The organism is Enterobacter vonholyi (genome assembly GCF_040834095.1).
Classification (GTDB): Bacteria; Pseudomonadota; Gammaproteobacteria; order Enterobacterales; family Enterobacteriaceae; genus Enterobacter; species Enterobacter vonholyi.
This window is the reverse complement of sequence record NZ_CP162152.1, coordinates 673,970-687,731: the sequence shown is the minus strand read 5'-3', so window position 1 is coordinate 687,731 and position 13,762 is coordinate 673,970. Positions and strand designations below refer to the sequence as shown.

The window sequence follows — 13,762 nt, the reverse complement described above, 5'->3', positions numbered from 1 at the left end:
TCCGTTATGCCCGGACGGCCTGTCCGGACAATTTTACCTTCAGCAAGGTATAACCGATTACCGCGGCCAGTAATGACCCAATAAGAATGCCGAGTTTCGCCCAGACGATCAGCTCAGGCGCATGCGCGCCAAACGCAAGGGTCGAGATAAAGATCGACATCGTAAACCCGATTCCACACAGCACGCCGACGGCCATAATTTGACCAAAGGTTGTGCCGTGCGGCAATGACGCCAGCTTCAGCTTCGTCGCCAGCCAGCAGAAGAGGCTAATACCCAGCGGCTTACCGATAAACAGCCCGGCAATAATGCCCAGCGGCAGCACGGACGTCAGCCCGTCCAGCGTCACCCCGCCCAGCGAAACCCCGGCGTTGGCAAACGCAAATAGGGGTAGGATCATAAAGGCGACCCACGGGTGCAGCACATGCTCCAGCTGCTTAGCGGGCGACTTGCCGTCCTGCGGCTTAAGCGGCACGAGGAAGCCGACGATTACCCCTGCCAGCGTGGCATGCACGCCGGATTTCAGCACCGCCGTCCACAGCACCATCCCCACCAGGATATAGATTCCAATACGGCGCACATTAAAGATGTTCAGCAGCGCCAGCACCGCAATCGCCCCGGCAGCGACGCTCAGGGACAGGATCGACAGATCGCTGGTGTAGAACAGCGCGATAATCACAATGGCGCCCAGGTCATCGATGATCGCCAGCGCCATCAGGAAGATTTTCAGGGCTACCGGCACGCGGCTACCGAGTAAGGCTAAGACACCGAGCGCAAAGGCGATATCCGTCGCAGCCGGGATCGCCCAGCCGTGACGTGCAATCGGATCCTGCCAGGTGAATGCCAGGAAGAGCAGCGCCGGCACCACCATCCCACCGAGCGCGGCAATGACCGGGAACGCCGCGCGCTGGCGGCTGGCTAGCGAGCCCAGTACCAGCTCACGCTTAACCTCAAGCCCCACCAGCAGGAAGAACACCGCCATTAGCGCATCGTTGATCCACAGCAGCATGTTCTTGTTAATTTCCAGCGCTCCGACCTTCAGCTCAACGGGCGTTTCCAGAAATGCATGGTAGAGATCCTGCGTGATGCCAAGGTTAGCCAGCACCATCGCGGCCGCTGCGGCAATAATCAGGATCACGCCACCGGACGCCTCACTGCTAAAGAAACGGTGTAGTAATTTCATTTAAATTCTCTCTTTTACAACAATACCTCGATAAAACCATAATACCAAGCCTAATAGCTCGGCAAAAACAGATTAATATTGAGTATAAACTCAGTTTAACCGAGCTATACGCGCAAATAAAAAAGCCCGGAATCGCTTCCGGGCTTTTGCGGATGAAAACCAGCTGATCGATTAGCGGGTTAAATCATCGAAGAATTTTTTGACGCCATCGAAGAAGCTTTTGGAGCGCGGGCTGTTTTTCTCACCCGTCGGGCCGCCGAAGCTCTCCTGCAGCTCTTTCAGCAGCTGTTTCTGCTTGTCGTTCAGGCCAACCGGCGTTTCCACGACGACGCGGCAAAGCAGGTCGCCCTGCGCACCACCACGAACGGATTTAACGCCTTTCCCGCGCATGCGGAACAGCTTACCGGTCTGAGTCTCGCCCGGGATCTTCAGATTGACGCGACCATCCAGCGTCGGTACTTCGATTTCACCGCCCAGTGCCGCCATCGCAAAGTTGATCGGCACTTCGCAGTACAGGTTGTTCCCTTCACGCTCAAAGATAGCGTGCTGTTTCACCTGCACCTGGACGTACAGATCGCCTGCCGGTGCGCCGTGCTCGCCTGCTTCGCCCTCACCTGCCAGACGGATGCGGTCGCCCGTATCCACGCCGGCCGGGATCTTAACGGACAGGGTCTTGGTTTTCTCAACGCGACCGTGGCCGTGGCATTTGGTGCACGGATCTTTGATCAGCGTACCGCGACCGTGACAGTGCGGACAGGCCTGCTGCACCGCAAAGAAGCCCTGACGCATCTGTACCTGACCCGAACCGTGACAGGTTGGACAGGTTTGTGGCTGCGTACCCGCTTTCGCACCGCTGCCGTGGCAAACGTCACACTCTTCCAGAGTTGGAATACGGATCTCTTTGGTTACGCCGCGAACGGCCTCTTCCAGCGTCAGCTCCATGTTGTAGCGCAGGTCCGCGCCGCGCGCCGCGCGCTGACGACCACGGCCGCCGCCGAAGATATCGCCGAACACATCGCCAAAGATATCGCTGAAGTCAGCGCCGCCGCCAAAGCCGCCACCGCCGAATCCACCGCCGCCCATGCCGCCCTGTTCAAAGGCTGCGTGACCGTACTGGTCATAGGCCGCACGTTTTTGTGCATCGGTCAGGACTTCGTAGGCTTCTTTGATCTCTTTAAATTTGGCTTCAGCCTCTTTGTCACCCTGGTTACGGTCCGGGTGGAATTTCATGGCCAGGCGCTTATACGCCTTTTTGATTTCACGCTCTTCCGCAGTTTTCGGAACGCCTAAAATCTCGTAATAGTCTTGCTTTGCCATTGGTTTTTTTAAGCCCCTTAACATGCGAGCACGGGCGTGGAGAGTTCTCCTACGCCCGTGCCGATTAATTACCCTGCATCAGGGCGATTATTTTTTATCTTTAACTTCTTCGAACTCAGCGTCGACAACATCGTCGTCTTTCGCGTTGTTCGCCGAAGCGTCAGCGCCCGCCTGCTGTTGAGCGTGCTGCTGCTGAGCGATTTCCATCAGCTTCTGAGAAGCCTGTGCCAGTTCCTGCATCTTCGCTTCAATGTCCGCTTTATCTTCACCTTTCAGTGAGGATTCCAGCGCACTCAGTGCAGCTTCGATAGCAGTCTTGTCTTCCGCTGGCAGTTTATCGCCTGCTTCTTCAACCTGCTTACGGGTGCTGTGCAGCAGATGGTCACCCTGGTTACGGGTCTGAACCAGCTCTTCGAACTTACGGTCGGATTCCGCGTTAGCTTCGGCATCGCGAACCATTTTTTCGATTTCAGCTTCGTTCAGGCCAGAAGATGCCTTGATGGTGATCTTCTGCTCTTTACCGCTGTTTTTGTCTTTCGCAGACACGTGCAGGATACCGTCAGCATCGATGTCGAAGGTGACTTCGATCTGCGGCATGCCGCGCGGTGCCGGGTTAATACCGTCCAGGTTGAACTGACCCAGAGATTTGTTATCCGCCGCACGCTTACGCTCACCCTGCAGCACATGGATGGTTACCGCAGACTGGTTGTCTTCAGCGGTAGAGAACACCTGGCTGTGCTTGGTTGGGATGGTGGTGTTTTTGTTGATGAGCGCAGTCATCACACCGCCCATGGTTTCGATACCCAGAGACAGCGGGGTAACGTCCAGCAGCAGTACGTCTTTAACTTCACCGGTCAGTACGCCACCCTGAACCGCAGCACCGATAGCCACTGCTTCGTCCGGGTTAACGTCTTTACGTGGCTCTTTACCAAAGAACTCAGCCACTTTCTTCTGCACCATTGGCATACGGGTCTGGCCACCAACGAGGATAACGTCGTTGATATCAGACACGGACAGGCCAGCGTCCTGCAGAGCAACTTTCAGCGGCTCGATAGAACGGTTCACCAGGTCTTCTACCAGGCTTTCCAGTTTCGCACGGGTCACTTTGATGTTCATGTGTTTAGGACCGGTCGCGTCTGCAGTGATGTACGGCAGGTTAACGTCGGTCTGCTGAGCAGAAGACAGCTCGATCTTCGCTTTCTCAGCGGCTTCTTTCAGGCGCTGCATAGCCAGCGGGTCGTTACGCAGGTCAATGCCCTGATCTTTCTTGAACTCGTCAACGAGGTAGTTGATCAGACGGGTATCGAAGTCTTCACCACCCAGGTGGGTATCACCGTTGGTTGCCAGAACTTCGAAGGTTTTTTCGCCGTCAACTTCGTCGATTTCGATAATAGAGATATCGAAGGTACCACCACCCAGGTCGTAAACCGCGATAGTACGGTTGCCGACTTCTTTATCCAGACCGTAAGCCAGTGCAGCCGCGGTTGGTTCGTTGATGATACGTTTTACTTCCAGACCTGCGATACGGCCAGCATCTTTGGTTGCCTGACGCTGAGCATCGTTGAAGTAGGCAGGTACGGTGATAACAGCTTCAGTTACCGGCTCACCCAGGTAATCTTCAGCGGTTTTCTTCATTTTTTTCAGCACTTCAGCAGAAATCTGCGGTGGTGCAGTTTTGGTGCCTTTCACATCAAGCCATGCATCGCCGTTATCTGCCGCGATGATTTTGTAAGGCATGATGGAAACGTCACGCTGAACTTCTTCGTCCTGGAAGCGGCGACCGATCAGGCGTTTAATCGCAAACAGGGTGTTTTGCGGGTTTGTCACTGCCTGACGTTTAGCCGGCTGACCAACCAGAGTTTCACCATCCTGGGTATAAGCAATGATAGAAGGCGTGGTGCGATCGCCCTCGGCGTTCTCCAGCACGCGTGCAGTAGTGCCATCCATAATCGCTACACAAGAGTTGGTAGTACCCAGGTCGATACCAATAATTTTACCCATCTAAACGTCTCCACTAAAAATTCAGTCAACATGTGGTTGTGTACCTGTAATAAGGGCAGAACGTGCTTTTTCAACTGCCCAGATTTGATTTTTTTCAGGTCCACACACTGCGGTTGACTACAAGATGGGGTCGCGACGGCATCCATCAAGGGGCAAGCATAAAAAAAATTTTAATTTCACCCTGATGAGATCATAGACGCCATTGATTGCGCCCATTATGATGCCGCGCCCAGTCAGGGAGAACTGACGCGGGTTTAACCATTTCACCATATTAATGATGATTTTTTTGAGGACTTATGGGCAACACTAAGTTGGCTAATCCGGCTCCGCTGGGCCTGATGGGTTTTGGCATGACCACTATTCTGCTGAACCTGCACAATATCGGGATGTTCCCGATGGATGGCATCATCCTGGCGATGGGCATTTTTTACGGCGGTATCGCACAAATCTTCGCGGGCCTGCTGGAATATAAGAAAGGCAATACCTTCGGCTTAACCGCATTCACCTCTTACGGTTCTTTCTGGCTGACCCTGGTTGCCATTCTGCTGCTGCCTAAAATGGGCATGGCAGACGCGGCAAACGCCCACTTCCTGGGCGTTTACCTGGGTCTGTGGGGCGTTTTCACCCTGTTTATGTTCTTCGGTACCCTGAAGGGCAACCGCATGCTGCAGTTCGTTTTCCTGAACCTGACCGTCCTGTTCGCCCTGCTGGCGATCGGTCACCTGGTGGATAACGAAGGCATCGTTCATGTTGCAGGCTGGATTGGTCTGGTTTGCGGCGCAAGCGCTATCTACCTTGCAATGGGTGAAGTGCTGAACGAGCAGTTTGACCGCACCGTTTTACCGATTGGTGAAAAACACTGATCCTTCTGTCGTGTCCGCCTCGCGGGCACGACATCCCCGCTTCTGCCCCAGCCAAATCCCTAATCCCAGCCCCATCATCGACAGCGCCAGCACGTACCAGGCCGGAGCCATGGGAGACACGCCCATCAACACCGTCACCGCAATCGGCGTCAGCCCACCGAAAATGGCATACGACACGTTGTAGGAAAAAGAAATCCCGGTGAAGCGTACCTCTGGCGGGAACGCGCGCACCATCACGTACGGTACAGCCCCGACAACGCCCACGCACAGGCCTACCACGCCGTACAGCAGGAACAGCTGTTCAGGATGGCTGCCAGCCAGATGGTAAAACGCCCAGCTTGATGCGGCCAGTAACAGGCTCCCGACAACAAAGGTAACGCTGGCACCGAAACGATCCGCCGCCAGCCCGGCGGCAAGACAGCCAAAGCAGAGCATGATTGTCGCGATACTGTTCGCCTGTAACGTCACGGCAGGAGCGAAACCATACTGCTTTTGCAGCCACACCGGGGACATCAATATCACCACCACGATGCCCGCCGAGAGCAGCCAGGTAAGCAGCATCGACACCACTACCGCTTTTTTATGGCGTACCACGACCGCCTTCACCGGCAGCTCCTGCGCCAGCGCCTTGCGCTGCTGCATTTCGAGGAAAACCGGGGTCTCCTGCAGCCAGCGACGCAGGTACATCGCGACCAGGCCAAACGCTCCGCCCAGCAGGAATGGAATACGCCAGCCCCAGTCGTGCACGGCCTGCTGCGTCATGCTGGTATTAACGATCGTTGCGACGACGGACCCGAGCAAAATCCCTACCGTTAAGCCCGCGGTTAAGGTTCCGCAGGCGATACCAATGCGGCGCGCCGGAACATGTTCCGCGACAAACACCCACGCGCCCGGCACTTCACCGCCAATCGCCGCGCCCTGAAGAACGCGCATCAGCAACAGCAGCAACGGCGCAAGGATACCCATCGAGGCATAGGTGGGCAGCAGACCAATGGCCAGCGTCGGCACGGCCATCAGCAGGATGCTAAGGGTAAACATCTTCTTACGCCCGACCAGATCGCCAAAGTGGGCCATGATGATGCCGCCCAGCGGACGCGCCAGATACCCGGCGGCAAAAATGCCGAAGGTTTGCACCTGACGCAGCCATTCCGGAATATCCGCCGGGAAGAAGAGCTCTCCCACCACGGCGGCGAAGAAGACGAAGATAATGAAGTCGTAAAACTCCAGCGCGCCGCCTAAGGCCGCAAGCGTGAGGGTTTTGTAATCCTGTCGATTCAGAGGTCGGGCGTTATGTGACATAGCGAACCATTATGCGTGTGTTGTGGATTTATTTTTACAGCAATCGTAAAGAAAAAGTTACTATACCGTAAAACCTTGCCCACGCTATCGCCGCTTCAGCTTATGTCTCACATTGATTAATTTCAGGAGATTGTTTCGCGACGCGCGTTTTTAGGACGAAAAGCTGCTACCACTTTCTCATCGGTTTCGACATACGGGCCGTCAAGAAGCTGTATACAATACGGTACACTTGCAAAGATACCGTGAACGATGACGCTGCCGTCTTCCGCTTTAAGCCCTTCCAGGGTCTCTTTGATCGACTTCGGCTGACCCGGCAGGTTCAGAATCAACGCCTGCTTGCGGATCACCCCCACCTGGCGGGAAAGAATGGCCGTCGGAACAAAGTGTAGACCGATCTGGCGCATCTGTTCACCGAAGCCCGGCATTTCGCGATCGGCGATAGCCAGCGTCGCGTCCGGCGTCACGTCACGGCGGGCGGGGCCGGTTCCGCCCGTCGTCAGAACAAGGTGGCAGCTCATCTCATCCACCAGCTCGCAGAGCGTCTGCTCGATGATCGGTTGTTCGTCAGGAATCAGGCGTGTCTGAATCTCAAAAGGGGTGGTCAGCGCGCTGCTCAACCATTCTTCCAGAGCGGGGATGCCTTTATCCTGGTAAACACCGCTGGAGGCGCGGTCTGAAATCGACACTAAGCCGATGCGTAAGGTATTCATATCCATTCCATTCAAAGAGTACTGATTAAAGGGAATGATACACGCAGAGAGGAGATTCAGACAGGGGACGAAAGAAGTCGCGTGACCGGGAGCCCGGTCACGCAGAATGATTACAGCAGGTCGCCGATCATTTTTTCCAGTTTGCCCTGGTCAACAGCAAACTTACGGATACCATCCGCCAGCTTGTCTACCGCCATTGGATCCTGGTTGTGCTGCCACAGGAACTCGGATTCAGTGATGCGCTCTGGACGTGCTTTTACTTCACCGGTGTAAGACAGTTTACGCTCAATGGTACCTTCGCTTTCTGCCAGCTCTTTCAGCAGCGCAGGAGCGATGGTCAGGCGGTCACAGCCAGCCAGCTCGATGATTTCACCGACGTTACGGAAGCTTGCGCCCATAACCACAGTCTCATAACCGTGCTGCTTGTAGTATTCGTAGATTTCAGTAACAGAAACTACGCCTGGATCTTCAGCCGGTGCGTACTCTTTCTTATCAGTGTTGGCTTTGTACCAGTCCAGAATACGGCCCACGAACGGAGAAATCAGGTATACGCCCGCTTCTGCACAAGCACGCGCCTGCGCGAAGGAGAACAGCAGGGTCAGGTTACAGTTGATACCGTCTTTTTCCAGCTGCTCTGCCGCGCGGATACCCTGCCAGGTGGAAGCCAGTTTGATCAGGATACGGTCGTTGCTGATGCCCGCGTCGTTGTACATTTTGATCAGACGTTTCGCTTTGGCGATAGACGCTTCGGTGTCGTAGGAAAGACGCGCATCTACTTCGGTAGAGATACGGCCAGGAACCAGTTTCAGGATTTCCAGACCGATGTTCACTGCCAGTTTGTCGGTGGCATCCACAACCTGCTGCGCGCGGTCGTTGCTCTGTGCTTTCGCCCAGGTCACTGCGTCGTCAATCAGTTTGCGATACTCAGGGATCTGTGCGGCGTTAAGGATCAGAGAAGGGTTAGTTGTGGCATCCTGCGGCTGGTACAGCTTCATTGCCGCGATATCTCCGGTGTCAGCTACGACAGTGGTGAACTGACGAAGGGAGGTCAATTTATCCGTCATGATAGTGTTTCTCTTTTAACGTGCCCTGGATAATTCACGCTACCGACAGCATGCCTGCAGCGGAAAAATGACAGGTTTACTTGTTAGGGGGATGTAACCGGTCTGCCCTGATGATAACACGACGGAGGGGTAGCGCAACCGCAGACAGTGCGCTTAGGTAGAGTATGGTAAACTCGGAATATTAACAGGCTGCTAAGCAACAGCATGCCCAATCAGTGGTAGCGCTTACATATTCACTTTGGCATCAACAAGAGGGACGTTAATGCCTGATTTCTTTTTCTTTATTAACGAAGTCCTGTGGGGTTCGATAATGATTTACCTGCTTCTGGGAGCAGGTATTTGGTTTACGCTACGCAGTGGGTTCATCCAGTTTCGTTATATTCGCAAGTTTGGCAGAAGTCTGAAAAACAGCGTCACGCCTCAGCCGGGCGGATTAACGTCGTTTCAGGCACTTTGTACCAGCCTGGCGGCACGCCTCGGCAGCGGCAATCTGGCGGGCGTTGCGCTGGCCATCAGCGCCGGTGGGCCAGGCGCAGTCTTCTGGATGTGGGTGACGGCGCTTCTCGGGATGGCCACCTCCTTTGCCGAAAGTTCGCTCGCCCAGCTTTATAAAGAGAAAGATAAAAACGGCCAGTTTCGCGGCGGTCCTGCCTGGTACATGGCGCGTGGCTTAGGGATGCGCTGGATGGGCGTCCTGTTCTCGCTTTTTTTACTGCTCGCGTACGGCCTTATTTTTAATACCGTCCAGGCGAACTCGGTCGCCAACGCCCTGCGCTATGCCTTCTCCTGCCCCGAGTGGCTCGCGGGTCTCGCTTTAGCCATCGTCGTTCTGCTTACCATCTCGGTCGGTCTCAAGGGCATCGCCCGTCTGATGCAGTGGCTGGTGCCCATTATGGCGCTGCTCTGGGTTGCCGCGAGCCTGTTCGTTGCCGCCCTGCATCTCGACCAGGTGCCGGGCGTGATTGCGACCATCGTCAAAAGCGCCTTTGGCTGGCGCGAAGTGGCCTCCGGGGCGCTGGGCTATACCTTCAGCCAGGCGCTGATGGCGGGTTTTCAGCGGGGCATGTTCTCCAATGAAGCCGGTATGGGGTCAACCCCCAACGCGGCAGCCGCCGCCTCTTCCTGGCCGCCGCACCCGGCCGCGCAAGGCATTGTGCAGATGATTGGCGTCTTTACAGATACCATTATTATCTGTTCCGCCAGCGCTATGATTTTGCTGCTGGCAGGCCCCGTACCGCACGCGTCGGGCACCGTCGGAATACAGCTTCTCCAGCAGGCGCTGGTGAACCTGACCGGCGGCTGGGGTGCAGGGTTTGTCTCGCTAATCCTGGTTTTGTTTGCCTTCAGCTCGATAGTGGTGAATTACCTTTACGCCGAAAATAACCTTATTTTCCTGAAGCTCGACTCCCGCGCCGCAATCGGAACCCTGCGTCTGGGGGTCATCCTGATGGTGATCGCTGGCTCCCTGCTCAGTATGCCGCTGGTCTGGCAGCTGGCCGATATCATTATGGCGCTGATGGCGATCACTAACCTCACGGCGATCCTGCTGCTCTCGCCCGTGGTGACCCTGATTGCCAGAGACTATCTGCGCCAGCGCAAACTCGGCGTTCCGCCGGTATTTGATCCCGCCCGTTATCCCGATATTAAGGCGCAGCTTGCCCCCGGCACGTGGGATGATTTGCCGCGGCAATAACAGCTATCGATCAATTCAGGGCTATTTTTTGCTAAAGTCGCTCTAAATTTCCTGCAAGGACTGGATATGCTGATTCTGATTTCACCTGCAAAAACGCTCGACTACCAGAGCCCGCTCGCTACCGAGCGCTATACCCAGCCTGAACTGCTGGACTACTCGCAACAGCTGATCCGCGAAGCGCGTAAGCTCTCTGCGCCGCAAATCGCCTCGCTGATGAGCATCAGCGACAAGCTGGCAGACCTTAACGCGACCCGCTTTCATGAATGGCACCCGGATTTCACCCCGGCTAACGCTCGCCAGGCGATTCTGGCATTTAAAGGCGATGTCTATACCGGCCTGCAGGCGGAAGATTTTAGCGAAGCCGATTTCGATTTTGCCCAGCAGCATCTGCGCATGCTGTCGGGTCTGTACGGCGTACTGAGACCGCTGGACCTCATGCAGCCGTATCGTCTGGAGATGGGGATTCGTCTGGAGAATGCCAAAGGCAAAGACCTGTACCATTTCTGGGGCGATATCATTACCGACAAGCTGAATGCGGCGCTGCACGCCCAGGGCGATAACGTGGTGATTAACCTGGCATCCGATGAATACTACAAGTCGGTGAAGCCGAAAAAGCTGGATGCGGAGATTATCAAACCGGTGTTCCTCGACGAGAAGAACGGTAAGTTCAAAGTGATCAGCTTCTACGCCAAGAAAGCGCGCGGTCTGATGAGCCGCTACATTATCCAGAACCGCCTGACGAAGCCGGAGCAGCTAACCGCCTTCAACAGCGAAGGCTATTTCTTTGACGAAGAAGCGTCAGGGAAAGGCGAGCTGGTGTTTAAGCGCCACGAGCAGTAAAAACAAACCCCGCCGGCTGGCGGGGTTTTGCATTAGTGGTGTTTCCAGTCCGGGCCCGGACGATGATCGTCATGGCGACGGTCGTCATGATGGTGGTCACGCTCGCGATGCTCATCATGTGGACGCCAGTGGTTATCGCGCCAGTCATAATGCGCCTTCCACCAGTCGTGGTCGCGCCAGCGGCCACCGTCCCAGTAGTGCCCGTTATTATCCCGGTCGCCAATCTGCAGTTTTACCGCAGGTACGAGGGTGATTTCGGATGCCTGTACCGCCATGGGAGCGACCAGCATCAGTGAAAGCGCAATCAGCACAGGTTTCAGTGTAGACATCGGTGACTCCTTATTATCTTTGCCCTACGTGGGCCGATGTAAGGAGATTACGCGAGGGAAACGGGGGATGTTATTCTCTGCAATCCTAATCGCTAAGTGACCGCATTTATTGGGAATTTCTGCTTTTTCCCTGCTATTTTCCTCCTTAATTTCTCCATAAAAAAAGCCGGGTAGCGGCTACGCCTTACCCGGCCTACGTTCTGAGCCGTTGTAGGTCGGGTAAGGCGAAGCCGCACCCGACAAAAATTATGCTCGGGACATCATCAGCTTACGCAGCGCGGCAAAGTCTGCCGGCAGTTCATGGGACAGCAGCGGCAGGTCGGCACGCTCGGCCAGCTCTTTCGGCAGCGGCAGCGTTTCGCCCAGGATTGCCTCCACGCTCTCTTTGAACTTCGCCGGATGTGCGGTACCCAGGAACAGGCCATATTCACCCGGGTTAAGCTGGTCGCGCAGCGCGCGGTAGGCAATCGCCGCGTGCGGTTCAGAGGTATACCCGACCGCCTTCAGCTCGCGCATGGTGGATTTGGTAGTTTCATCCGTCACCGCGGCATAGCCCAGGTCGCCCAGACGCCAGATCTTACGGCGGAACAGCTCTTCCACGCGCGGCCAGTTGTTCGGCTGAGACACATCCATCGCATTGGAGAGGGTCGCCTGCGTGGCGTTCGGCGCCCACTTCCCGTCTTTCAGGAAGCGCGGCACGGTGTCGTTGGCGTTGGTCGCGGCGATAAAGCGTTTCACCGGCAGACCCAGGGATTTTGCCAGCAGGCCCGCCGTCAGGTCACCGAAGTTACCGCTCGGAACGGAGATCACCAGCTGGTTGCGCGCTTCCTGCGGCAGCTGCGCCACCGCTTCGAAGTAGTAGCAGATCTGCGCCAGCAGACGGCTGATGTTGATGGAGTTCGCAGAGTTAAGACCCAAAGCTACCTTCAGCTCTTCGTCGTCGAAGGCCTGCTTGACCAGCGCCTGGCAGGCATCGAAATCGCCGTCAATTGCCACGGTTTCAATGTTGCCGCCGAGGGTGCAGAACAGTTTCTCCTGCAGCGGGCTGATTTTGCCTTTCGGATAGAGGATCACCACGCGGACGTTTTTCAGGCCGTAGAACGCGTGTGCCACCGCCGCGCCGGTATCGCCGGAGGTTGCGGTCAGGATGGTCACCGGCTTGTCGCCGCTGATGTGGGTCAGCATCTGCGCCATAAAGCGGCCGCCGAAGTCTTTAAACGCCAGGGTTGGGCCGTGGAACAGCTCCAGACAGCCCACGTCAGGCTCAACCTGCTGAACCGGCGCCGGGAACGCGAATGCCGCACGCACGCGCTCTTCCAGCAGCTCCTGCGGAATTTCATCGCCGATAAACGCGGACAGAATTTTGGTGCTGCGGGTGACAAAATCCTGCTTCAGCAGGTCATCAATCTCGGTCAGCTGGAATTCCGGCAGGTCATGCGGGAAAAACAGCCCCTGATTTTTGCCCAGTCCCTGAGTCACCGCCTGCGCGAAGCTGACCTGCTCGTTATGATCTTTAAGGTTGTAGAGTTTCATTAATTATCCCAGTACTCGTGCGCCAGCCGTGTCCAGACGGCAAATATGAACAAAGCCTTCCTGATTTTGCAGGTAGTGTTTAGAGAGCCAGTCCGCCACGCGCTGCGCAGTGTCTGCCTTGTCGCACAGGGCGAACAGCGTCGGGCCGGAGCCGGAGATGCCGCACGCCTGCGCGCCGATATCCATTGATGCCTGTCGCGCCTCGTTAAAGCCGGGTAGCAGCTTCGTGCGATACGGCTCGGCAATGACGTCCTTCATCAGTTTTGCCGCCAGCTGCGGCTGACGGGTGTAGCAGGCGTGGATAAAGCCCGCCAGATGACGCCCGTGGGCGATACAGTCCTGACGACGATATTGCGCGGGCAGGATCGCACGCGCTTCCGCGGTAGAGACCTTAATGCCCGGATAGGCCAGCACCCACAGCCACTCATCAAACCCTGGCACCTGCTGGCTGATGATGCCATTTTCTTCGATCATCAGCTGCATGCCGCCGAGGAAGCACGGCGCCACGTTGTCATAGTGAATGCTGCCGGAGATACGCCCTTCCAGCTCGCCCATTAAGCCCAGCAGGCGGTTGTTGTTCAGCGGCTTGCCGCAGTGCTCATTCATTGCCACCAGAGCGGCGACCACCGAACAGGCGCTGGAACCCAGCCCCGAGCCAATCGGCATACTTTTTTCCAGCGTCATAGCGACCGGCACGTTTTTACCGATCTCCTGACAGAAGCGTTCCCAGCATTGATAGACGATGTTCTCGCGCGGGTCGGACGGTAGCTTGCTGGCGAAGCGGCCCACGTTATTCAGGCTGAAGCTGTCTGCCGCTTCCACCGTAACCGTATCGCCCAGCAGCGAACCATCCACCGGCGTCACCGCCGCACCCAGCACGTCAAATCCGACGCTCATATTCGCGCTGGAAGCCGGGGCATAAACTTTGACCAT

At 56.1% G+C, this 13,762-nt stretch carries 12 protein-coding genes; 3 read left to right on the top strand and 9 right to left on the bottom strand.

What is annotated here, in order from left to right:
• Positions 1 to 4: 4 nt before the first annotated feature.
• The 3 genes from nhaA to dnaK all read right to left on the bottom strand — a co-directional run bounded on the left by nhaA (position 5) and on the right by dnaK (position 4,498).
• Positions 5 to 1,180 carry a Na+/H+ antiporter NhaA gene (nhaA, locus tag AB3N39_RS03255; protein ID WP_136195625.1) on the bottom strand — a complete coding sequence of 392 codons (1,176 nt, stop codon included), beginning with the start codon at positions 1,178 to 1,180 and terminating at the stop codon, positions 5 to 7.
• A 171-nt stretch (positions 1,181 to 1,351) separates the two neighbouring features.
• Complete coding sequence (dnaJ, locus tag AB3N39_RS03250) at positions 1,352 to 2,497, bottom strand: molecular chaperone DnaJ (protein WP_014830600.1); 1,146 nt, start codon at positions 2,495 to 2,497, stop codon at positions 1,352 to 1,354.
• A gap of 87 nt (positions 2,498 to 2,584) precedes the next feature.
• Positions 2,585 to 4,498: a molecular chaperone DnaK gene (dnaK, locus tag AB3N39_RS03245; RefSeq protein WP_008502041.1), complete on the bottom strand. Its 1,914-nt coding sequence runs from the start codon at positions 4,496 to 4,498 to the stop codon at positions 2,585 to 2,587.
• Between the two features lie 296 nt (positions 4,499 to 4,794).
• On the opposite strand from dnaK, the gene satP reads away from it, so the two are divergent.
• Positions 4,795 to 5,361, top strand: a complete 567-nt coding sequence (satP, locus tag AB3N39_RS03240; protein ID WP_367897072.1) for an acetate uptake transporter — start codon at positions 4,795 to 4,797, stop codon at positions 5,359 to 5,361.
• On the opposite strand, the gene AB3N39_RS03235 is transcribed toward satP, so the two are convergent.
• From AB3N39_RS03235 to tal, 3 genes are all read right to left on the bottom strand, one after another.
• A complete protein-coding gene (locus tag AB3N39_RS03235; protein ID WP_325814085.1) occupies positions 5,338 to 6,660 on the bottom strand; it encodes an MFS transporter in 1,323 nt (440 codons plus the stop codon). The two genes, satP and AB3N39_RS03235, sit on opposite strands and share 24 nt — an antisense overlap.
• A gap of 122 nt (positions 6,661 to 6,782) precedes the next feature.
• Positions 6,783 to 7,370, bottom strand: coding sequence for a molybdopterin adenylyltransferase (mog, locus tag AB3N39_RS03230; RefSeq protein ID WP_111964074.1), 588 nt, complete (start codon positions 7,368 to 7,370; stop codon positions 6,783 to 6,785).
• Between the two features lie 110 nt (positions 7,371 to 7,480).
• Positions 7,481 to 8,434: a transaldolase gene (tal, locus tag AB3N39_RS03225; RefSeq protein ID WP_023310342.1), complete on the bottom strand. Its 954-nt coding sequence runs from the start codon at positions 8,432 to 8,434 to the stop codon at positions 7,481 to 7,483.
• Between the two features lie 262 nt (positions 8,435 to 8,696).
• Between tal and AB3N39_RS03220 the strand changes: the two genes are divergently transcribed.
• A complete protein-coding gene (locus tag AB3N39_RS03220; RefSeq protein WP_133293756.1) occupies positions 8,697 to 10,127 on the top strand; it encodes a sodium:alanine symporter family protein in 1,431 nt (476 codons plus the stop codon).
• A 66-nt stretch (positions 10,128 to 10,193) separates the two neighbouring features.
• Positions 10,194 to 10,967 (top strand): peroxide stress protein YaaA, encoded by a 774-nt coding sequence (gene yaaA, locus AB3N39_RS03215; RefSeq protein WP_045355099.1) that lies wholly within the window; start codon positions 10,194 to 10,196, stop codon positions 10,965 to 10,967.
• Between the two features lie 32 nt (positions 10,968 to 10,999).
• On the opposite strand, the gene AB3N39_RS03210 is transcribed toward yaaA, so the two are convergent.
• The 3 genes from AB3N39_RS03210 to thrB all read right to left on the bottom strand — a co-directional run bounded on the left by AB3N39_RS03210 (position 11,000) and on the right by thrB (position 13,762).
• Positions 11,000 to 11,296 (bottom strand): DUF2502 domain-containing protein, encoded by a 297-nt coding sequence (locus AB3N39_RS03210; RefSeq protein ID WP_115876475.1) that lies wholly within the window; start codon positions 11,294 to 11,296, stop codon positions 11,000 to 11,002.
• Positions 11,297 to 11,542: 246 nt separating this feature from the next.
• Positions 11,543 to 12,829: a threonine synthase gene (thrC, locus tag AB3N39_RS03205; RefSeq protein WP_069720140.1), complete on the bottom strand. Its 1,287-nt coding sequence runs from the start codon at positions 12,827 to 12,829 to the stop codon at positions 11,543 to 11,545.
• Positions 12,830 to 12,832: 3 nt separating this feature from the next.
• Positions 12,833 to 13,762: a homoserine kinase gene (gene thrB / locus AB3N39_RS03200; protein ID WP_048225593.1), complete on the bottom strand. Its 930-nt coding sequence runs from the start codon at positions 13,760 to 13,762 to the stop codon at positions 12,833 to 12,835.

Bases quoted from the DNA above. Each gene is read 5' to 3' on its own strand.
- nhaA (WP_136195625.1), bottom strand. From the start codon at position 1,180: ATGAAATTACTACACCGTTTCTTTAGCAGTGAGGCGTCCGGTGGCGTG.
- dnaJ (WP_014830600.1), bottom strand. From the start codon at position 2,497: ATGGCAAAGCAAGACTATTACGAGATTTTAGGCGTTCCGAAAACTGCG.
- dnaK (WP_008502041.1), bottom strand. From the start codon at position 4,498: ATGGGTAAAATTATTGGTATCGACCTGGGTACTACCAACTCTTGTGTA.
- satP (WP_367897072.1), top strand. From the start codon at position 4,795: ATGGGCAACACTAAGTTGGCTAATCCGGCTCCGCTGGGCCTGATGGGT.
- AB3N39_RS03235 (WP_325814085.1), bottom strand. From the start codon at position 6,660: ATGTCACATAACGCCCGACCTCTGAATCGACAGGATTACAAAACCCTC.
- mog (WP_111964074.1), bottom strand. From the start codon at position 7,370: ATGAATACCTTACGCATCGGCTTAGTGTCGATTTCAGACCGCGCCTCC.
- tal (WP_023310342.1), bottom strand. From the start codon at position 8,434: ATGACGGATAAATTGACCTCCCTTCGTCAGTTCACCACTGTCGTAGCT.
- AB3N39_RS03220 (WP_133293756.1), top strand. From the start codon at position 8,697: ATGCCTGATTTCTTTTTCTTTATTAACGAAGTCCTGTGGGGTTCGATA.
- yaaA (WP_045355099.1), top strand. From the start codon at position 10,194: ATGCTGATTCTGATTTCACCTGCAAAAACGCTCGACTACCAGAGCCCG.
- AB3N39_RS03210 (WP_115876475.1), bottom strand. From the start codon at position 11,296: ATGTCTACACTGAAACCTGTGCTGATTGCGCTTTCACTGATGCTGGTC.
- thrC (WP_069720140.1), bottom strand. From the start codon at position 12,829: ATGAAACTCTACAACCTTAAAGATCATAACGAGCAGGTCAGCTTCGCG.
- thrB (WP_048225593.1), bottom strand. From the start codon at position 13,762: ATGGTCAAAGTTTATGCCCCGGCTTCCAGCGCGAATATGAGCGTCGGA.